Origin of the sequence: Psychrobacter sp. ER1, assembly GCF_048631835.1 — a bacterium.
Taxonomy (GTDB): Bacteria; Pseudomonadota; Gammaproteobacteria; order Pseudomonadales; family Moraxellaceae; genus Psychrobacter.
The window spans coordinates 967,759-989,792 of sequence record NZ_CP184640.1 but is presented as its reverse complement, the minus strand read 5'-3'; the positions used below and the strand labels follow the sequence as shown (position 1 = coordinate 989,792).

Here is a 22,034-nt window from a genome sequence, read left to right as displayed (position 1 = left end):
ATAGCTTTGTTAAAGCTAGCTTACTGTAAATAATCATACTAACAAAAAATGGTGTACGCTTTGTTGATGAATTATAGCAATAAAAAAACGGCTACCGCAGTAGTACGGTAGCCGTTTTTGTGACATCAACATTAAACAACTTAACTGGCTAAAGACTCAGAGTCAGGTTGTGGTTCATGAGTTTCAACAACTGTCAGAATAATACGACTATCAGCTGAGCCTTTGTCTGACACCTTATCAGGCTTCATTGTATCATTCTCTTGGGAATCATCGACTTTAGGCTCTAAGGTCAGGTGTACGACACCGCCATTGACCAAATCACCAAACAAAATCATACTTGCCAACGGTTTTTTGATTTCATCTTGAATCAGACGTTGCATCGGACGTGCACCCATTAAACGGTCATAGCCTTTATCCGCCAAGTAGTCACGTACATCGTCATCAATCTCTAATGTCACTTGCTTATCATCAAGCTGTACTTGTAATTCAACCAAGAACTTATCGACAACCGATACAACAACTGACGTATCTAGAGGATTGAACTGAATAATGGCGTCTAAGCGATTGCGGAACTCTGGCGTAAAGACACGTTTCAGCGACTCTGTATTATCACGACTATGGTCTTGTTGCGTGAAGCCCATTGACGAGCGACTGATACTATCAGCACCAACGTTCGTTGTCATAATAACGATGACTTGCTTAAAGATGGCCACACGACCATTGTTATCAGTCAACGTACCATGATCCATCACTTGTAGTAACAAGTTGAACACATCTGGATGCGCTTTTTCAATCTCATCAAGCAACAATACACAATGTGGATGCTGATTGATTTTTTCGGTGAGTAAGCCGCCTTGATCATAGCCAACATAACCTGGAGGTGCGCCAATCAAACGTGATGCCGTGTGCGCTTCCATATACTCTGACATATCAAAGCGTACTAATTCTACACCTAACAGGTTCGCTAACTGACGCGATACTTCTGTTTTACCCACACCAGTCGGACCTGCAAACATAAACGAACCAATTGGCTTATCTGGTGCTTTTAATCCTGCACGTGATAGCTTGATAGCATCAGCCAACGTAGCAATCGCCTCATCTTGACCAAATACCAAGTGCTTTAGATCTCGATCTAGGTGCTCAAGGATACTCTTGTCATCACTCGATACAGATTTAGGTGGAATACGTGCCAGTTTAGCAATGATAGCTTCGATATCAGCCACATCGATTTTCATCGGTGGCTTTTGACCTTTTGATAATTTCACACCATCTGCTGATTTAGCACTATCGCTCGCTTTCGCAGTCGCTGCCTCATCCTGCATTTCATTATCTGTATCACCATCGATACCTTCGATATCAGCATCAATCTGCGCATCAAAATCTTGCTCTAAATCAGCAATGAAACTTTCTTCCGCTTCGATATCATCGACATCAGGCACCACGCCTAAGCGCTTATACGCACCTGCTTCGTCAATCACATCAATAGCCTTGTCAGGCAAGAAACGCTCATGAATATGTTTGGCTGATAACTGTACCGCTGTGACCAACGCTTCATCCGTATACTCAACATTGTGAAATTCTTCATAACGAGGTTTCAGACCGCGCAGGATATCGATGGTATCATCCACACTCGGTTCTTTAACATCGATTTTTTGGAAACGACGTGACAATGCATGGTCTTTTTCAAATACTTGGCGATACTCAGTAAAGGTTGTTGAACCGATACAACGCAGCTCACCGTTAGCAAGCGCTGGCTTGATAAGGTTCGATACGTCCATATTGCTGCTCATAGATGAACCAGCACCAATAATCATATGAATTTCATCGATAAAAAGAATAGCATTTGGTTTTTCTTTAGCGCATCAAGCAATGACTTCATGCGTTTTTCAAAGTCACCGCGATACTTAGTTCCCGCAATCAGTGAGCCAATATCAAGGCTATAAATCACGCAACCGTTAAGGGGCTTCGGTGCTTTGTCATTAATAATTAACCATGCTAAACCTTCAGCGATAGAGGTTTTACCTACACCAGGCTCACCTACTAGCAATGGGTTATTTTTACGACGACGACACAGTACTTGGGCAGCACGTTCAATTTCAGAAGCACGACCAATCAAAGGATCTGTTTTACCTTCAGCAGCTCGCTGATTTAGATTGGTTGCAAATTCAACCAAGGGATCTTTGTTGGTCTTTTCAGAAGCACTACGACGCTCAGTGCCTGCAGAACCACGTGATTCAGATGGCTCTTCTTTATCTTGACCATGTGATAAATACTGGGTTAACTCAAGGCGACTGATGCCCTGTTTTTTAAGCAGGTAGACAGCATAGGTATCATGTTCTGAAAACATAGAGACCAAAATATCAGAACCTTCTACCAATCGACCACCACCAATCGACTGCACGTGAAAAATAGCACGTTGCAAAATACGATCAAAGCTTTGAGTCGGCTGCGGTGACTGTTCTGTATCAGCATCGATAGTTGGCGTGTGTTTATTAATATAAACCTCAAGCTCAGTACGCAACGCCGAGACATTAGCATTACAAGCAGTCAACGTATTGGCAGCATGAGTGTTTTCTAATAAGGCCAAAAGCAAGTGTTCAACAGTGAGATACTCATGCGATTTTTGGCGCGCAAGCGTCATTGCTAAACGTAGAGAAACTTCAAGATGACGACTTAACATAACAACTTCCTACGGTTATATCTATCTTTATAATTGATAGTTTTATGAATGAGTTAGTAAGTAAATCAGGGCGATAGATGAATTGTTCAAGGGCTATATTCGTATTATTAGACGTCATGAATAAATGAGGTGAGCGGTAGACTATTGATTAAATACTATAATCTCGCTATCAGCCAACAGTAATCACAACTATCCATGGCCGCTTTTCTTTATATCAACACGATACTTCGACGGAGTCAATCTATTAACACAGACTAAAATGTATCAAAGCGTGCTACAAGCTAGTAGCGACAACCTTAATAACGAATATTAAATGTTGAAAAACTGATTAGATAGAAAGAGAGATTGATAGTTGAAAAGCTAGAAATGACGGAGTTTTATCAAGTTCAACGGAGATACTTAGTCTAAAACTATTGGACAGGCTGTTTAATAGATAGGGTTATTAGCTATAAAAATCAATACTATATGGATAATAAAACTATTTTAAAAGATTATACTTGTATATAAAGGGAATGACTGAAAAGTCGAAAAAGCTCACTATAAAGGTGAGCTTTGATATGGATTGCTTAGAAGTAGAGAACAATAGGTAAAGCTTTAATAGAGCCATATATCAGTATAAGAAATTAATAAATTGCTCTACTCGCCTTGATGCGGTTCGATTTGGGTCAATAGCGGATAACCTTCACGATGTGCCAGACTATTTACTTTTTTGGCCTTAGTCTCGGCGATATCTTTGGGATAAATGCCAGCAATGCCTTTGCTGCTATTATGAATGGTCAGCATAATCTCAACTGCAGAATCCATACTATGACGAAATTCTGACTGCAATATGTATACAACAAACTCCATCGGCGTGTAGTTGTCATTGTACATAACGACCGCATACATGGGCGGTTTGGCTACTTCAGGCTCTGCGACCAATACATCTGCTTGCGGTGACGTTTCGCCATCGGTATCACCGTCTTGTGCACGATGAGCAGGCATATTGGGAAAGTGCCAATCAGCAACCGTTGGCGTGGCTTGTGATATCATTTTTTTCATCATAATCAAAATATAATTATAAGGTAAGTTTAAGATAGAGAATGTTAAGGCAGGCGATAAGGCATGGTATAAAGCACAACCACTAATTAAGGTCATTGTGCTTTGATTTCAACCACAGCATCGTCACTGAGTATTTTATTAAGACATGAGGTAATTAAGGTACGATAGGACTTTCATCAACTTCTGGTAAATCTAGGAGCGATGGTAGCATGTTATCCACACTATCACCGAGCTTCCAGTCATACAATTGCTCTACTTTCTGACCACCAGCTTGCAAAGTCAGTTTGGCTTGCAATGGTCTAAAGCCTGATGGCATTACAAAGCGACCACGTATCCGAACGATACCTTCGATCATATGGTATGCAGGGTCAAGAGGTACTTCTACAAGATCATCATTGTTAAGTAGCGTCAATACAGGCCTCAATCGTTTGGCTTGACCATCGCTACTGAGCATCCCAATATCAAAACCATACTCAAAAGCATTTTCAGGTAATGGCGAAATTTTGGCACCTAATACCTGTAAAGGCATGCCACCTTTCTTACGGATGACATCTGAATATAGCTCATTGAGCTGCGATACTTGCTTATTTTCTACTGTTAATTCTTGCTGGCTTTCACGCAGTTCTTTTAAATTAGCCAAACTGATGGCCAGTTCTTGTTTGGCAGTTGCCGCTTGGTTAGTGGCTATCTTATTGCTAAGGCGCAAGTCTTCTAATGCTTGTGTCGCTTCAGTGCTATCGATGATTGCTTGCTTGGCTTCTGTTTCCATCGAATGAAGGCCACGTTGGTAACCAAGCTTATGACCGAATACCAGCCCAACCACCGCTGTCACTAATACAGCCACTACAAACAGTGCCAATACCAATGTAGAAGCGCCGCGTTGTGAGCTAGCAATACCACTTATAGGGACATTATTATTTCTAAAGGAATGCTGTTTGCGCTCCAAGCTATCTATAACCAAGTCTTTGCACGATAGACGTGCTGGCTGTGAGCAAAAGCGTAGTACGAGCTGAGAACGCATTTAGACAGTATCTCTTAAGGGTAAGGGCAAGTCATTATAGCCGAATTTATAATCAATACCTAGCACCGCAAATGTGAATGATTGGAATATGAAGTCGTTGATATTAAGGAACAATCGGTGCAAAGTTTAGCCCCATTGACTCGTCAAAACCAAACATCACGTTCATGTTTTGAACAGCCTGCCCAGCAGCACCTTTGACTAAGTTATCTTGAACAACGATAACTGTTAGCTCAGCGCGCTCATTGTCCTGATGTACCGCAATGCGTAAACGGTTACTAGCGCGAACACTGCGCGTATCGGGATAAAGCCCCTTTGGCATGACATCAACAAACAACTCTGACGCATAGCTATTGTCAAACGCTTGCTGCCAATCGATAGCCGCACCAGCATCGGTCAGTTCCATATGAATAGAGCTGAGCATGCCACGAATCATCGGTACTAAATGCGGCAAAAAGCGAATACGGTGCGTAAATTGACTGTCTAATAACTGTGCGACACCCTGCTCAATCTCTGGTAAATGACGATGACCTTCGACGCTATAAGCCTTAAAACTATCTGTTGTCTCAGCATAATTGAGTGCAAGTGATGCTTGACGACCTGCGCCAGATACACCAGATTTTGCGTCAATTACAATACGAGACTCGATCAAACGCTCTGCTTGCTTATTCTGAGCTTCGATAATTGGTTTTAGACCCAAAATCGCAGTGGTTGGATAACAGCCTGGGTTGCCTACTAGTAACGCATTCGCAAGCTTGTCACGATTGATTTCTGGTAAGCCGTAGACTGCTGTTTTCAACAATTCAGGGCAAGCATGTGACTGCTTGTACCAATGCTCAAAGTCAGTCAGTGACTGCAAACGAAAATCAGCAGCCAAATCGATAACCTTGACGCCAGCTTGAGTAAGCGCTTCAGCTTGCTTCATTGCTACGCCATGTGGCGTCGCAAAAAACACAACATCACATTTTTGCAATGCAGCAAGCGTATTATCACCCAAGTCGCTAAAAACGATGTCAGACACACCGCGTAAGCTTGGGAAGATTTCATCAGCACGAGTGCCAGCTTCGCTACGAGAAGTTAATAAATCAATAGAAACCTCAGGATGAGCAGATAATAAGCGAATGAGCTCAATACCCGTATAGCCTGTGCCACCGACGATCGCTGCTGAAATCATAAAACACCCTTTTCTTGGTAAATACTAAATACGCACTGATAGATTCTATATTTGCCTGTAATACGTGTAATTTTACAAATCATGCAATTCTACAAATACAGAACAAAGACAGAATCACTCTCTAAATATTCTGATTCTTAAATTTTATAGTCGTGTACTGCATCCACAAACACTTTGGCATTGTCAGGGTTGACCCACTGGGTGATACCATGACCTAAGTTTGCTATGTAACCAGTCTTTTCACCATCAGCGTAAGCACGGTCAAGCATCGCATTCACTTCCGAACGGATAGTTGCAGGCGAACCATATAACGTCGCTGGATCTAGATTACCTTGGATAGCTTTGCTGCTTTGCAGTTTTTTATGCTTTTTGGTCAATTGACGCTGACTTTCAGTCAATACTTGACGTGCACGATCAATCGGCATCGTCCAGTCTAGACCTAACACATCTGCTTCGCTGTCAGCCTGAATATCAAGCCATAACCCACCGCCTTTAGTGAATAGCACTACAGGTACTTGTGGATGACGTTCCTTTAGTTCGGCGACAATACGTTTATTATAAATGTGTGAAAATTCGATAAATTGACGATGGCCTAACGCCCCGCCCCAACTATCAAATATTTGTACAATTTGAGCACCAGCGACGATTTGGGCATCTAAATAGTCAATAACTGACGTTGCAAGCTTGTCTAATAACTGATGTAAAAAGTCAGGGTTACTATACAAAAAGCCCTTGGTATAACGATAATCCTTCGAGCTACCGCCTTCTATCATATAAGTAGCCAATGTCCACGGACTACCAGAAAAACCAAATAATGGAACTTGACCATTCAATGCTTTACGAATGCTGGTTACAGCACGCATGACATAGTCTAGAGAATCGTTTGGCTCAAGCACTGGCAATCTATCAAGATCTGCTTGCGTACGAATAGGATGCTTAAATTTAGGACCTTCACCTGTTTCGAAATACAAGCCCAATCCCATCGCATCAGGGATAGTTAAAATATCACTAAACAAAATAGCAGCATCTAAGTCATAGCGGCGCAATGGCTGTAGAGTCACTTCAGTAGCTCGGTCTGTATCTTTGCACAGGCTCATAAAGTCACCCGCTTCAGCACGAGTGGCCTTATACTCTGGTAAATAACGACCAGCTTGACGCATCATCCATACCGGTGTGGTATCAATGGGTTCAAAACGTAATGCACGTAGCAATCTATCATTTTTTAAAGGTGCAAACTGTTGCTGAACCGAGTTACTACCGTCTGAAGCACTCATGTACAAATCTCCAAAACAGCACAATATCCATATTTATAAATGGATATTTTGCTGGATAAAATAAGTTGAATAAAAAAAGTTATATGAAAGCGCTATACAGTTAATGCAAGATTGTCGCGGTGTACCATGACGACACGTTCTTCGCTACTGCCAAAGATCTTATCGAACTGTTCGGTACGCTCACGAGCGACGCGGCGCGCATCATTCGATGAGAAATTTACCTGCCCAACGGCTATACGTTCGCCTGTATCTTGATGGATAATTTCTACCACATCACCTTCATCAAAACCGCCCTGCACTTCTACAACACCCACTGGCAATAAACTTCTATTGTGCTCAGTCAATGCTCTTGCAGCACCTGCATCAACGACCAAGCTACCTGACATACGTAGATGCGCTGCTAGCCACTGTTTACGTGCGATGATTTTATCTTCGTCATTGGTCGTCAGCAACGTACCTACAGCTTCGCCTGATACCACACGGGTAATAACGTCATCGATAGCACCGCTGACGATAACGGTAGGACATCCGCCCATTGCCGCAAGGCGTCCAGCACGGATTTTGGTCAACATACCACCGCGTCCAAGCTTACCGCCGTCTCCTGCAATATCAAATAAATAATCCGCCATTGCACGTTCTTGACGAATCATCTTGGCATCAGGATTATCACGTGGGTTATCAGTGAAGACACCTTCTTGATCGGTTAAGATAATGTACAAATCAGCATTAACCATCGCGGCTGCCATCGCACCCAAAGTATCGTTATCGCCAAATTTAATCTCATCAATCGTGATGGTATCGTTTTCGTTGATAACAGGTAGTACGCGCCATTCTAATAACTGTGTCAGCGCCCCAGTCGTATTGAGATAACGACTACGATTAGATAAATCATCATGAGTTAGCAGGAGCTGCGAGCTTTGAATGCCATGCTGAATCAAAGCTGACCACCATGTTTCAATCAACCCCATTTGACCAATAGAAGCACAGGCTTGTAGTGCTGCTAGTTTCTTGGGACGTTCCTCAAGATTCATACGTACCACACCTTCAGCAACAGCACCTGACGATACCAGCAGTACCTCAACGCCTTTTTTGTGCAGCTTAGCAATTTGCTTTGCCCACTCATATATGGCAGTACGATCCAGCCCTCGACCGTTATTGGTTAATAGTGATGAACCAATTTTGACAATAACGCGCTGAATATCAAAGTTGCGAGTTTGCTTAACAAATCTTGCTTCTTCCATCGTGTTTGCTATGTCATCTGCCATATAAACTCCTTTTTTTCATATCAATTGATTGTAGGGATTAAATTCACAATTCAAGTATAACTGCTCAAGCATACTAGCTTAAGGAACGTACATTACCTCAACGCCATCATCATCATCGTCGTCAAAATCAGACGCATCCAAGCCTTCACGCGCCGCTTTACGAGCTGCACGATATGCTTCACGCTGTGCTTCAGTGTTAAGACGTACTTCAGCTTCTAAACGCTCAAAACGTTCTTTTTGTGCTTCAGCGAAGATAGGATCTTCTATTTCACGCTCACGCTCAAGTTCGATATCATTCATTAGATGATATTTGACCGCATCAACGCCTTCACCAGTTAGCGTTGCCGTACGGAAGACCATACCAGTCCAACCAAGCTCTGCGACAATATGAGTACAAAGCGCATTCAAATCTTCATCATTGACCTGATCGATTTTGTTTAATACCAAAATCTGCGGTAAATTAGCCAATTCAGGAGAAAAACGCTCAAGCTCGTTTAAGATAACACGGGCATTCTCGACTGGGTCGCTGCCATCAACAGGCTTGACATCAACTAAGTGTAGCAGACGACGCGTACGCGCAACATGTTTTAAGAAGCGAATACCAAGTCCTGCGCCTTCTGATGCACCTTCGATAAGGCCAGGAATATCGGCCATTACAAATGAGCGATGACGACCAATATCGACCACACCCAAGTTTGGTACTAGCGTGGTGAAAGGATAATCAGCCACTTTCGGTCTAGCAGCAGAGACTTGACGGATAAAAGTCGATTTACCAGCATTAGGCAAACCAATCAAACCAACATCAGCCACCACTTTTAGCTCAAACTTAAGAACTTTTAGCTCACCTTCAAAACCTGACGTCGCTTTACGCGGTGCTTGGTTGGTCGAGCTTTTGAAATGGGTATTACCTAGACCACCATCACCACCTTTGGCAATCAGTAGTGTCTGGCCAATCTCAATCAAATCGCCCAATACTTCGTCTGTTTCGGTATCAACTACCGTGGTACCAACTGGTACTGGTAAATAAAGATCATCAGACCCTTTACCTGAACAGTTTCTACTATGGCCGTTCTCAGCACGCATGGCATCATGACGACGCGTATAACGATAGTCAACTAGAGTGTTGGTGTTATCTTCTGCAATGACATATACATCTCCGCCCTTGCCGCCATCACCACCATCAGGTCCACCACGTGGGACATACTTCTCTCGGCGAAAACTGGCGATTCCGTTACCACCGTCACCTGCTTTTACCGTTACGACGGCTTCATCAATAAATCGCATCTTACGTTCCTTAATTCACAATCCAGTCTATAAACTGGTTACAACCAACGGTTGTATTTTGGGGTTTTGCTATGTTGTTGCGTCAAAATAAACACTGTATAAAGTCTACTTTTACTTAGTGCCCATTATGACAATAACACCCGATAATCAATCGGACTATCGGGTGTTTAAGTATGACAGTTAAAGTCCTACCAAGCTATTCAAAGTAGCATCTGCTACAGCGCCATTCTTGTGACACGATAGCGCTACTATACTTGGTATGACGTTATTGCTCTACTGTATTTAGTAATCTATGCTGGAATCTGAGCGTAGCTGATTCCGGCCATTTGCGTCGCCAAACGCAATACCTGAGTACTATAACCTACTTCGTTGTCATACCAAACATATACGATGGCTTGGTTGTCAGTCAAAATAGTCGCTTGAGCATCGATAATACCAACATGAGTCGTACCAACGAAATCCGTTGATACCGCTTCTGTAGAATCTGTATAAGCAATCTGCGACTGCCAAGTGCTGCTGTTAGCCATTTTACGCAAGAACTCATTTAACGCATCAGCGCTTGCTGGAGCAGTTTTCAGATTCACGTTCAAGATGGCTAAGCTAACATTTGGCGTCGGTACGCGAATAGCGTTACCCGTTAGCTTACCATTTAGTTCTGGCAATGCTTTACCAACAGCTTTTGCAGCACCAGTACTAGTGATAACCATGTTCATCACAGCACTACGACCACGGCGGTCTGCTTTATGATAATTATCAACCAAGTTCTGATCATTAGTAAATGAGTGAATAGTCTCTACATGACCATTTACAATACCGTACTCATCATTCAATACATTCAGCGTTGGCGTAATCGCATTGGTCGTACAGCTAGCAGCACTAACGATCGTATCGTCACCAACGGTATCATTGTTTACACCATAAACGACATTTTTAATATCGCCGCCAGCAGGTGCTGTTAGTAGCACTTTTTCACGCCAGTAGACTGCAGATGCTTACCAAGGCCCGCTTCGTCTTTCCAAATACCCGTGTTATCGATAACAAGAGCGTTGTCGATACCATAAGCAGTATAGTCGATTTCGCTTGGATCTTTCGCATAGATAACTTGTACAAAACGACCGTTAACGATCATACCGTTATTATCATCATCAATGCTGATGCCGCCTAAGAATCTACCATGGATTGAATCACGCTCAAGCAATGAGATACGCTTAGCCAAGTCACCAGCAGCTGCTGGACGTACAACGATCGCTTTTAGTTGTAGACCTTTTGCGCTTGACGCTTGTGACAATAGCAGACGAGTCAAGATACGACCAATACGGCCAAAACCATACAGTACAACGTCCGTTGCGCCATTTACAGCACCAGCGTTATTGATAGACTGTAGAGCGGTTTGTAAGTCAGTGTCATTAGCAATCAGTTGACCAACATCGATACGAGTGGCTTGGATATCAGTATTTTCTGAGATAACTTTTACCATTGCTAGAGTATCAGCGATATCGATAGCTTTGGCGCCATGGTCGCGTAGTGCTACTTTTTGATGTAAAGCAAGTATTTGACCAACTGAGGTAGAGTCTAGCGTTTCGCCAAACAAAGTCACTTGTACGTCTTGCTTGTTATAGAGCTTGTTTAGTAGCCCCATAAGCTCAATCGCTTGTTGCTCTTGATTGTTGTAGTTGTTCAAGTGGTCTTGATGTAATTGGCGTAAGGTATCAGCGTTGCTCACGAGAAACATCCTTATGGTCAGTAATGTATGATCAATAAAATATGAAGAAGTGTAAAATAGATAGGTCGTGTATGCTCTAAATGGCGACTCTAATATGATAATCAACCACTATCAATATGGGTTATTGACGCTAGAGTATTTGAATCGCCTAGATTTTAGCCTAAAACGCCTCATTTTGCCAGTAGTAACCGATTAGCTAGCGTCCATAATAGGTTTTACTCTCGTATATAGCTCCTATATATAATTCTCATATACAGCTAATAATAAAAATAAAGGCAGCTATATATGCTGCCTTATTCGAGACGTAATTAAATAATAATCGCTATATGGTTTAATTAAAGCAGTAAATTTAGTTATAACGCTTATGGTGCTAGATTCACCGTTTGGTTGCTCTGCGACGTCAAGGTAAACTCTTTTAAGTCATAACCTTGCTGCTGAGCAATTTGACGATATTTGGTATACGTTTCCTGACTGATATTTGGCGAGCGTGCTAGTAGCCATAAGTATTTCTTATCAGGTGTCCCTACTAGCGCAGTTTTATAATCTGCATCACGTGCTAGCACCCAATAATCAGCACGGCCGACCGGAATCCAGCGAATCCACTTCGGTAAGAACGTCACCTTTAGTTTGCTGCCGCTTTCATCGACTGGCTTAGCCAAACCTTCTGCCACGATACCTGAACCGTCCTTGCTCACACACTTATTAGTAACCGTGATTCCTGAGCCGTCATCTTTTTGAGCATAGTTGGCGGTCACATCGCCTGCACATTTACGTTGGAAATACATCGGCAAACGGCCAATCTCATACCAAGTACCTGCATAGGTATTTAGATCTACGCTATCTACGGTGGTTGGCGTGCTTGCAGTTTTATGAATGATATCACTCGGCTTAACCAGTAGCATATCGGTCGTGACCTTCTCACTCATCGCATCATCGGACATGCCATTAGTTGCCGTGTTATTAGTTGCCGTGTTCACTGGCGGCGTGGCCGCATAGGCTGAGAACGCTGCTAACGGTATAATAATTGCTAAGGCAATGCCTGTATGTTTGATCAGTCCATTCATAAATATGCGCTCCGGTATTTCTTTGTAGGATGAATTATTTGTTGATGCATCACTCATTTGCTCAGCGTCGATGGCGTGTTCAGAACTACTGTTTAGATTATCTATTTGATCCTCTAACAGTCCTGACATTAATGGCTCATCTTCATTTAGCTTTTGTGGTTGCTTATTTTGCGCTGACTTATAACCAGATGATTTATAGCCACCAGCCACGTCATGATTGTCCTCATTGCTATTTTTTAGATCTTTGCTTATTTCATTGTTACTCATAGCTGACTCTTTTGCCCTAGGGCTTTTGTCGGCGCTTTTGTATCCAAAATAGCTGTCTTGCGAAGACGTGTCTTTTGCCAGATGGTGCGAATATTCGCCATTCGAGCTGTCATGATTATAGCTAGCATCGTTACTAGCTTGGTTTGTCTGTTGCGTATCATCGCCATATTCATTGTCATTGAGCGATTGCTTAGGCTGCTGAAGTTGAGAACCAGCTGCCTGTGAATCAGTCCATGCTGACTCAGGTAACTTATTGGTTTTCATAGGAGTACCATTCTTAAATAGTGATTGTTAAAAACGCTTTATGTACGGCATCTATTTGGTCTCGTTTTCTAAAAGCCATTTGCTTTGGTATAAATTATTCGTGCAAAACTTGACTCTACAAAAGCTTTTTTATTATTGTATTTTGAACATTACTTTTGGTTAGTCACTCGTCTATAGAAATAAGATCAACGTATCGTAGATATGCAATATATATTAAGGACAACTGGACTATTAAAACAGTAGTGCAATGTAGGAAAACGCAACGGTTTGTAAGTAACTATGAGGTTTGAGTGTTGTTTGAACACATCATAACCACACAGTTACTTACTGGATAACTAAGTTAAAAATCAGTTATTTGAACTTACTAAGCTTAATACAGAAGTCTAATGCGGGTCACATTCAGGCAAATGGAACTATAGATTGTAGATAGCTTTCTTGAGTCATGCGGATTATATAAACTGACGGATACCTGCCATACTGATACCACCATACTGCAATGCTTGATTGAGCATAGCAGGCTCCAGCCCGCCTAACCCAATGACAGGCATATCAGCTAACTCTGCTAACTCCGACCATGCTTCCCAGCCAAGTGGTGTGTCATCAGGATGCGTTTGGGTAGCGAGCACAGGCGATACGAAAGCACCAATCACTGGTGGTAATGCATTCTGTATTCGCATGCTGGCAAGTTTGTTGGCTGCCGTTATGCTCGCGATGTCATGGCAGCTGACGATAAGCGGATGGTCTTTAGGTAACGACTGCGTGAGAGCTGTAGAACTGCCTACATCATTGAAACACTGCATCAGTGTCGAGTGCGTCAAATGCTTGGCAACTATTCGCTGGCCAGTTTCTGTCTCATTAGCGGTTAGTGATTCCTCAACATTCAAAGGTTGTTCTTCGTCATTAGGTAAAATCGCTAAAATATCTGGACGTGCCGTCATCAATTGCTCAGCAAGATGTTTAGAATTTGCGTCCTTCAAGCGGATATATACCCACGATTCTGATGCTAGATTTTCTTGGTGATATTGTAGCCATGCTGCTGCGTCAGTGTGTGTGCCGAAATGTGCTAGAGGATAAGTAATCGTTATCTTCGATGGGAGCTTCAACCATTCAAGTATTGTCTTATTAGCAGCGGGCAGATGATACGCTCCTGCCAAAAGCTGTGATTTGCTTACCCAAGTTAATGCCTGCCCTTCTAAACCCTGCTCACGGTGTTTATGCTGCTCGTACTGCTCTGCTGTCAGCTCAATCTTATAAACCTGTAAGCTGACCTGCTTATCGCCATAATCATGATGCAAACGCCCAAGCTTAACGATAGTATTATTATCAAGCAGGATCCCCGTCTCTTCCGCCACTTCTCTTATCAACGCCTGCGCTGCTGACTCATTCGCTTCTATCTTTCCGCCGACGAACTCGTAACGATTTCCCTGATGCTGAGTAGCATCTCGAAACCCAAGCAAATACTGATCTTTATAATGAATGACAGCCACTGCAACATTTACGATGCTAGGTTTGTTAGTTTTCGTCTTACTTTCCGGCTTCGTCTCTGAGTGTTGATTTGACCTATTCGACATACTTATATCCTTTATTTCAGTGTTTACTCTGATTATTTTTAATAATTTAATAGTTTTTATAGGCTAGATGACTTATTTAAATTTATCACCTAACCTATTAATTTATATAGATAAAAAATTCATTCGAGATGGTTTATGACAGCGAACTTAGATAAGTTTACATAATAACTGCATTTTATTTTATCAATTGCCTTGCAAATTTATCAAATCTAAATGATAATTATTATCGTTAAAAACAATTACGCTATGGTTAGCCAATTTTTTAAGCCACTTCTTCTCAAAAGGAATTTACTATGAGCATGGTCATCTCTCGTTATTTAAACTGTCGTGAAAACCGTTTACCTACTCTGCAATCACAACATCTATTTGCACTGACTAAAGAGGTACGTATCGAGCATGAAGGCGAAGAGTATCGACTACGCCTAACTCGCAACAATCGCTTGATTCTAACCAAGTAACGTCTATTTCAGTGACACCTTTTTCAATACTTCTATAAAAAAACGCCTTCATTATGAGGCGTTTTTTATAGGTTATCCAACTTAAAAATAATTTAAAAAGCTCTCTCAGTTGACATCGACTAGAAAGCAGTTATCCTCTGAACAAACGACTTAGAACTGCCAACTATAGACCACATCTACTGCATTTTCAGCTGCTGAGCTTGCTTCTACATAGATACGGCGTGTCAATTGATAACGAACAGAAAGACTGTTTTGCGCATTGAAAACACCCACGCCATAGCGAATGTACAAATCAGGGGTAACGTAACCTGTAACGTTGACATTGGTGTCCTCGCTACTACCTGAGGCATCGACTGTCAGACTTTGCAAGCCGAACGCTTGCCCGATTTGATTAGTCAGGCTACGAGTGCCACTCAGACCAAAGCTCAGTCCAGCGGCAGCCAGATTATTGGTCACTTGCGATTTAAACCCTTGCTCACTGATTTGTGTCGCGCTCTTGTTATCGATGCGGCCTGTCACCAATGCGTTCATTGCTTGTTGCTGGGTCAGTCCTGCATTGTTAAAGACGATAATATTAGGACTTTCAGTCGTCCCTTTGACACGCAGACCGACTGTTTTGCCGTTAATCGTTTTGGCCGCTTCAATACTCAGACTCGGTTTCATCACATCACCATTGAAACGCACTTGACCATAATTTAACTCTAGGCTTTGGCCAAAGGCATTGATGTTGGTACGGCGTGAGACCTGTACAACACCTCTGGCACGCATGATACCTGTACCATTCTGAGTCACATTAATCGCACCTGCCAATGGAATGACGGCGCCAAAACCACGGAAGTTGATATCATCGCCCAAATCAACACCGATATCAGCATTGATTGACCAAGGTTTTGAGATAGCCAGTACTTCATCGATATTACCAATCAAACGACGATCTAGTACGACTGCATCTTCGGTTTGAGTGATGATATCTTCGCTGGCTTCAGGCGGACGAATGGTCGCAGACGGCACACTAATCGCTCCTTTTATATCAACATAACGATCGCCTGGGCGCACGATAATATCAATATCAGGATCAATCTCAGCGACCAGTAATGGCGGCTGTGTAATGACTAGGCCTTCACCGACGACACTCAGCTTGGCTTGCAGTTTTTGTTGCCAGTTGACTGTTCCTGACAATTCGCCTTCACCTGTACCACTATTGAATGTGCCATCAATGGTCGCTTGCGTGCCGCGTATTTTGGCTGTCGCATTTACTTTGGACAGATTTACTGGCAAATCAAGCATGGCTATACGGCCGTCAGAGAGTTTTACGTCACCATAGAACTGCGGTTTGGTTAAGGTACCACCTAGACCACCCGCCATTGTGACGTTACCTCTTAGGACGCGCATACCAGGGAAGAAAGGCTTAAATATCGCAAGATCAAGCTCGTTCAGTACCAATGCACCGGAGATTGGTTTAGGGTCTTTATAAGGATCGACGATCACCTCAGCATAGCCACGCGCCCCGCGTCCAGTATTGATATCGGTGCGCAGCTTGATGCCCTCAGGCACAGACAGAGCAATGAGAGAGACACGTTTGTATGGCAAAGTCATTGATGTGCTCTCGCCATCTTGAACAAGGCCAATCTTGCCGTTATCTGAATATAGCGTGGTATTGATAGTTGGCGGACGACCACGTTGCCATCCAACGATTGCTTTACCATTAATCTTGCCATTCCAGTCAATATCTTCTGGCAAGAACACTGAGAATAACGACGTATCTAAATTCTGCAACGCTACATTGACTTCGCCTTGGTCCGGCGATGCTACTAGTTTTTCACGTAGACAAAGCTTGCCAGTTTGATCCGTGGCCTGCCAGCAGTGAGCGGCAAGCTGTACTTTTAGATCACGGTTCTCACCACCCTGATTGTAAGGTAAATTCACAATCAGCTGTGCAGGTTGTAATTGATTCAAAGTCGCATATTTAGATTTGATTCGGCCTTTTCCAATGACACCTGACCACCTTAGACTGTCTCGATCAAAACCACCTTTTAGCCTAGCACTGACATCGAGTTGCTTATTGGCCACATTTAGATCGACCACATGAGATTTTTCGGTACCATTAAAAGACGCTTTAACACTATCGAAACTTTGACCAGCAGCATCTAGACCTTCAGCCGTCACGATTAACTGGCTTGGGCTATTAGCCAAGTTGACAAGCTTGCCGCGTACACGGCCTTGACGCAATATAAATCCAGGTAGCGCGAGTCGCTCACCGACCAAATCAATATAAATAGTAGGCAGTGCTTGACCAGCTGGTTGAGACAGCGTGGCACCGCCAGTGACTTTACCAGCTAATTGGCTAGACAACTGATCTAGACTGGTGATGTTAATTTTGGTTTGTAACTGTTTGGCATTGCCGTTAGCCGTGACATAGTTGTCACCCCAACGCAGCACCAGATTATTAGCATTTAGGCTATCAATCAAAGCATTCACTTGCTTATATTGTGCTTGGGCATCTTGGGTCTGAAGCTGTTTAAAATAACTTGCTAAATCTTTAGGCAAACGCATCTTCGCTGATAGGCTGCCTTTGGCACTCAGTTGCTGCCCTTTTAGCATGCCATTTAGATTGACTTGTTTAATATTGACAATCTGCTGCGTGTCACTCCAGCGGCCATCTGTATCAATCGTACCAGTGATAAGGCTTGGGGTATCTTTTAGGAAATAACCAATATTAAAACGATCCATCACCGCGTTAATATCCCACGCAACGCCTTGACGCACGTCAACGGTACCGCTGGCATCAATACTACCTGCCGCACCCACATGACGGAAACGATTGATACGTATCAGCTGACTGTCACCACTGGCTTCTATGTTCAGCTTACCTGCTGGCAATTGCTCGGCATCTAATATGCCGTTGAAATTTACGGCAAAACGCTGCAAGGTACCTGCGGTGTTTTTGCTGTTTTTTGGCGCATTTTGCCACTCGCCACTGGTTTTTAGATCGCCTGTGATTATCGCTGGATTATTGGGTAAAAAATAACCCAAGTTGAACTGGTCAAAACGACCATCTATATTCCAGCCGATATTTTTACGTAAGTCGATGACCCCTTTCGCATCAACTGCGCCCGCCTCACCCTTATAATTCAGCTTACGAATACTAATCAGCTTTGGCGTACCCGCAGCATCGATAGATAAACGTCCCTGCGGTACATCTGCTGTATCAATCCGACCATCAAAACGCGCATCAAACACTGACAGCTCACCACCTACGATATCGACACTGGCATCACCAGCACCTGTGATACCAATAGCACGATCTGCTTGCGACGCATCGAGCTGCGCTTGCATATCGGTATTGTTTAAAGTAATCACATGACGTTGACCGCTGACACCATTTTTGGTGATGTTTAGCAATCGACCACGCGCACTTATACTACCTATTAAGCGCTCAAGTGGTAGATCGCTACGATATTTCTTAGGGAGTAGACCTTTAGTACTGGCATCAATTTGCCATGTCAGTGGACGCTGTTTGCTCGCTAACTGAATCTGTCCTGTGCCGGATAAATCTCCTACGATGCCGTTATAATTAAGACGATTGATATCTATAACATCACCAGCCTTACGTATACGTATATCATAGTTGCCCTTGGGGGCAGCATTTAGCTCATTGATAACGGCATTGGCATCGACTGATAGGGTTGAACCACGAACGATGACGTCTGCCTGCCCACTAGGACTGTCGATATTGCCAATATTGGGTACGTTACGGCGGGTCAAGTTTTTCCAGTTAGCATCAATATACCAAGGCGCGACCTGCTTAGATTTAGCAGAAGTTTTACCACGAACCATATTGGCATTGATATGCTCACCATCACGCTGACGCAAATCTGCATCAATCTGCGTGTTACCAGTGGCATTCTGCTGCTGATAACGCAGTGACAGTCTACCGTTAAGGGTTTGCGGCGCATAAGCTTTAAAGTCAGTATACTCAGCCGGAATAGCTTGGCGAATATCAAAATTGCTACCCGTCGCACGCACCGTGGCTTCAAAGCTGTCTTTCCAATCTAAAATACCTTGTAACGCCAAACGTCCCGCTGGCACGTCAGCATCTAGGCGATCTATACGTAGCTGACTATTCGCAATAACGGCGCGGCCTTGATAATGACCTGATGGAATGTCTTTGGCTGTCAATTCAGTATTGATACGCAATCGTATCTCAGAGATGACACCAGAAGCTGTGGCTGTACCGCTTTGTAGGCGAATGTTTTGACTATCAGCATAAGGGATAAGAATATCATCCCACTGTAGTTTTGCATCAAACGGCGCACCCGCATCTAGTCCCTGTACTACAAAGTCGCCTTTCACATCGCTATCGTTATAACGACTGCGCACCTTACCAACAGTACGTTTGAGTGTTCCTGTTGCAGAAATATTCAACGGGTCAATATAGGCTTTTTCAAGAGCGCTGACTTCCGCAATCGCACTCAAATCTAATGGATAGTCGCCCTGTAGGTCAATCTCTCCTTGTAAGGCACTGACTTTCACGATATCAGCATACTGCAGGTCACCACGGCCAACAGTCACCGTGCTGCCTACCCACGTCAGGTCACGCGCCGTAATATCTTGAATAACGATAGGATCTTTGGTTACTTGCTTATAAGTGATTTTCTTAATTTTTGCTTGATCAAAACGCAAGTTTACTGGCAACTTTAAAGTTTTATAATCAAACGGTTCACCAGTCGGCGGTTTTTTATTGATAATCTCTATGGTTTGAATATCTGCATCGCTTAAATGCACTTCTTTTGCAAATACTGCACGCCAGCCTATTTTTACATAGGCTTTATCTACTAATATCTCAAGATCTTCAGTCGCTTCAATATCGATATCAGTGACCCAAATACCATCGCGCAAGTTACCGCGTCCGTACTTGAAATCAATACCTGTTTCAACACTGATTTTTTCTAATATAAACTTCGTACCAGCGTCCGTACCAGCCGCATAAAAGAATATGGCAAACATGATGGCTAGTACGATAAGCACCAATACCAGCAGTTTAAGCAGAAATGACAACGGATACCAACGCCTAACGGCACGGGCATCACGCTGTGCTGGATCTTCATCTGGAGCATTATTAGGCGGGGTATTTTCTGTCAGCATGACACTCAACTACGTTAAAAAATGAAGACCAGCAATCGGTACGATAAGTGATAATTAGAACATTTGGAACTACTAAACATTTAGAGCGACTACATTAAGCGATTATAACGGTGAACCAATGAAGAAGTGTAGTCGTACTGGAATGCTTTCCTCTGTCACGCCAGCAGCCACATCGACACGTACCATTCCTACAGGCGATGCCCAGCGGATACCGACACCGACGCCGACTTTTGTCTCAGTATCAAAATCTTTGTCGTAGGCATTACCGACATCAGTGAAGAATGCACCCCGGAAACCTGGTTTAAATTCATAGTTATACTCAGCGCTACCGACCGCTAGCACCTGTCCGCCCGTTAGATAGCCTTTGTCTAATGGTGACAAGCTCTCATAGTCATAACCACGGATACTCTGATCGCCACCTGCAAAGAAACGCAACTTATAAGGCACATCGTAAAAATCATCTGCCCAGATATAACCTGCATTGGCACTACCTAATACTTGATGCTTTTTGTCTTCACCGAAGCTATAGATACCACTAACGCCTGCGCGAATAATCGCCATATCAGTATCACTGAATGCGCTATCTGTGCCAGCCTCGATTGAGTAGTACTGGCGCATGCCCTGCGTTGGATTGGTCGCATTGTCAGTATCTGTTTTATTCACACCATAGCCAAATAGCAGCGCGCGCTGTTTCGGACTTGAAGAGGTAAAGCGGATAGGCAGATCATCTAGTGCTGCTCCATCAACCCCCGTCTCAAGCTCATCCAAGCGGTAACGCACAGAGTAGCTACGGTTCCATCCAGTATCACTACGGATGTTACGTGCCAAAGCCGCTTTTAGTGTTGTGGTTGATAGATCAAAGTTACCTTCACCTTGGTCAATCACTTCCTCTTCATAAGTAAGACGTGCATCTAGCTTATCATTGAGCGGATGCTTCCATGGTCGACTGGCATACACAGCCACGTTTTTACTGATTCTCGATACTTCTGTTTCTGCACCTGCTTGATAGCCTTGACGGTTAATCAAGTTATAGTCTATTTTTGCAGTGGCGCGAACGCCTGTATCTGTTCCATAACCAAGACCAACTTGAGCATCACGTGGTTTATCCGCGTATACAAACACATATAAAGGTACTTTTTTGCTTTCTGCAACGTCTTGCGGCGTTTTACGTCCTGCTAGCGTTGGCGGTACAAAGTTTTCATCAGCGATTAGACTCTTTTCATCAGGGAATATTTTCTGTGCGACGTTACTGATTGAGTCACTGATTTTGCCCAGTAGATTTTCGGCTTCCTGATCTTTTTCGTCTAATACCCGATCATTTGGCAAGCGGCTTAGGCGTTCTGCTTTTTGTCTAATAGCTTGCAGCTTATCAAGGGTTGCTTCATCAGCCTCAAAATCAATAGCAGCGATATCCGCTTCATTGACTGTCTCGCCGCTGTTAGCACTCAGAGCATTATCGCTCTCTGCACCTATATCGCTATTATCATTGACCGTATCTTCTTTGCTAGCAGTGACATTTGAGGCAGCTGCGCCATCATTACTACTCAGACCTGCGACGCCATCATTGTCTACATTGTTAATGTCGTCATCTAATGTGTCGTTACCCTCGGTCGCAGCATTGTCAAACGCCAAGGTACTAGCTTCACCACTATCAGTTGGTGGTAGTATCGACTCGACGTTGACCGTATTAAAGTAACGAGTTGCCGATAAGTCATTACTAAACTTCGTAACTGCGGGACGATAAAACGGCTCACCCGGCGTAAAGCCATAGAGCTGTTGTAACAATGAAAGCTCTACTGGTAGCTT

Annotated in this window: 11 protein-coding genes and 2 pseudogenes; 1 reads left to right on the top strand and 12 read right to left on the bottom strand. The window is 43.3% G+C overall.

Going from position 1 to position 22,034, the window contains the following annotated elements; all coding sequences use genetic code 11:
- Positions 1 to 140: 140 nt before the first annotated feature.
- The 10 genes and pseudogenes from ACOBWA_RS04565 to ACOBWA_RS04520 form a co-directional block, all read right to left on the bottom strand.
- Positions 141 to 2,680, bottom strand: a pseudogene (locus ACOBWA_RS04565) (AAA family ATPase).
- Between the two features lie 636 nt (positions 2,681 to 3,316).
- The gene (locus ACOBWA_RS04560) at positions 3,317 to 3,712 is read right to left on the bottom strand and encodes an ATP-dependent Clp protease adaptor ClpS (protein ID WP_101206289.1); all 396 of its coding nucleotides are present in this window, start codon (positions 3,710 to 3,712) and stop codon (positions 3,317 to 3,319) included.
- 163 nt (positions 3,713 to 3,875) lie between these two features.
- Complete coding sequence (locus tag ACOBWA_RS04555; RefSeq protein ID WP_420230331.1) at positions 3,876 to 4,742, bottom strand: hypothetical protein; 867 nt, start codon at positions 4,740 to 4,742, stop codon at positions 3,876 to 3,878.
- Between the two features lie 103 nt (positions 4,743 to 4,845).
- A complete protein-coding gene (gene argC, locus ACOBWA_RS04550) occupies positions 4,846 to 5,913 on the bottom strand; it encodes an N-acetyl-gamma-glutamyl-phosphate reductase (RefSeq protein ID WP_102094429.1) in 1,068 nt (355 codons plus the stop codon).
- Between the two features lie 137 nt (positions 5,914 to 6,050).
- Positions 6,051 to 7,187, bottom strand: a complete 1,137-nt coding sequence (hemE, locus tag ACOBWA_RS04545; protein ID WP_420230330.1) for a uroporphyrinogen decarboxylase — start codon at positions 7,185 to 7,187, stop codon at positions 6,051 to 6,053.
- A 92-nt stretch (positions 7,188 to 7,279) separates the two neighbouring features.
- A complete protein-coding gene (gene proB / locus ACOBWA_RS04540) occupies positions 7,280 to 8,452 on the bottom strand; it encodes a glutamate 5-kinase (protein ID WP_057759177.1) in 1,173 nt (390 codons plus the stop codon).
- A gap of 78 nt (positions 8,453 to 8,530) precedes the next feature.
- A complete protein-coding gene (gene cgtA, locus ACOBWA_RS04535) occupies positions 8,531 to 9,736 on the bottom strand; it encodes an Obg family GTPase CgtA (RefSeq protein ID WP_057759175.1) in 1,206 nt (401 codons plus the stop codon).
- A 290-nt stretch (positions 9,737 to 10,026) separates the two neighbouring features.
- A pseudogene (locus ACOBWA_RS04530) lies at positions 10,027 to 11,468 on the bottom strand (glyceraldehyde-3-phosphate dehydrogenase).
- 353 nt (positions 11,469 to 11,821) lie between these two features.
- Complete coding sequence (locus tag ACOBWA_RS04525; protein WP_420230329.1) at positions 11,822 to 13,054, bottom strand: lipocalin family protein; 1,233 nt, start codon at positions 13,052 to 13,054, stop codon at positions 11,822 to 11,824.
- A gap of 449 nt (positions 13,055 to 13,503) precedes the next feature.
- Entirely contained in the window at positions 13,504 to 14,625 is a 1,122-nt protein-coding gene (locus ACOBWA_RS04520; RefSeq protein WP_420230328.1) for an NUDIX domain-containing protein, read from the bottom strand.
- A gap of 299 nt (positions 14,626 to 14,924) precedes the next feature.
- On the opposite strand from ACOBWA_RS04520, the gene hemP reads away from it, so the two are divergent.
- On the top strand, positions 14,925 to 15,083 hold the full coding sequence (gene hemP / locus ACOBWA_RS04515) for a hemin uptake protein HemP (protein WP_227672156.1): 159 nt from the start codon (positions 14,925 to 14,927) through the stop codon (positions 15,081 to 15,083).
- Positions 15,084 to 15,233: 150 nt separating this feature from the next.
- Here hemP and ACOBWA_RS04510 read toward each other — a convergent pair whose 3' ends face one another.
- Both ACOBWA_RS04510 and ACOBWA_RS04505 read right to left on the bottom strand, forming a co-directional pair.
- Positions 15,234 to 20,228, bottom strand: a complete 4,995-nt coding sequence (locus ACOBWA_RS04510; RefSeq protein ID WP_420230327.1) for a translocation/assembly module TamB domain-containing protein — start codon at positions 20,226 to 20,228, stop codon at positions 15,234 to 15,236.
- A 102-nt stretch (positions 20,229 to 20,330) separates the two neighbouring features.
- Positions 20,331 to 22,013: a BamA/TamA family outer membrane protein gene (locus tag ACOBWA_RS04505; RefSeq protein ID WP_420230326.1), complete on the bottom strand. Its 1,683-nt coding sequence runs from the start codon at positions 22,011 to 22,013 to the stop codon at positions 20,331 to 20,333.
- Positions 22,014 to 22,034 lie beyond the last annotated feature (21 nt).

What these genes read in the sequence shown, in the direction of transcription:
- hemE (WP_420230330.1), bottom strand. Translation starts at nt 7,187, where the DNA reads ATGAGTGCTTCAGACGGTAGTAACTCGGTTCAGCAACAGTTTGCACCT.
- ACOBWA_RS04525 (WP_420230329.1), bottom strand. Translation starts at nt 13,054, where the DNA reads ATGAAAACCAATAAGTTACCTGAGTCAGCATGGACTGATTCACAGGCA.
- ACOBWA_RS04520 (WP_420230328.1), bottom strand. Translation starts at nt 14,625, where the DNA reads ATGTCGAATAGGTCAAATCAACACTCAGAGACGAAGCCGGAAAGTAAG.
- ACOBWA_RS04560 (WP_101206289.1), bottom strand. Translation starts at nt 3,712, where the DNA reads ATGATATCACAAGCCACGCCAACGGTTGCTGATTGGCACTTTCCCAAT.
- argC (WP_102094429.1), bottom strand. Translation starts at nt 5,913, where the DNA reads ATGATTTCAGCAGCGATCGTCGGTGGCACAGGCTATACGGGTATTGAG.
- cgtA (WP_057759175.1), bottom strand. Translation starts at nt 9,736, where the DNA reads ATGCGATTTATTGATGAAGCCGTCGTAACGGTAAAAGCAGGTGACGGT.
- hemP (WP_227672156.1), top strand. Translation starts at nt 14,925, where the DNA reads ATGGTCATCTCTCGTTATTTAAACTGTCGTGAAAACCGTTTACCTACT.
- ACOBWA_RS04510 (WP_420230327.1), bottom strand. Translation starts at nt 20,228, where the DNA reads ATGCTGACAGAAAATACCCCGCCTAATAATGCTCCAGATGAAGATCCA.
- proB (WP_057759177.1), bottom strand. Translation starts at nt 8,452, where the DNA reads ATGGCAGATGACATAGCAAACACGATGGAAGAAGCAAGATTTGTTAAG.
- ACOBWA_RS04555 (WP_420230331.1), bottom strand. Translation starts at nt 4,742, where the DNA reads ATGCGTTCTCAGCTCGTACTACGCTTTTGCTCACAGCCAGCACGTCTA.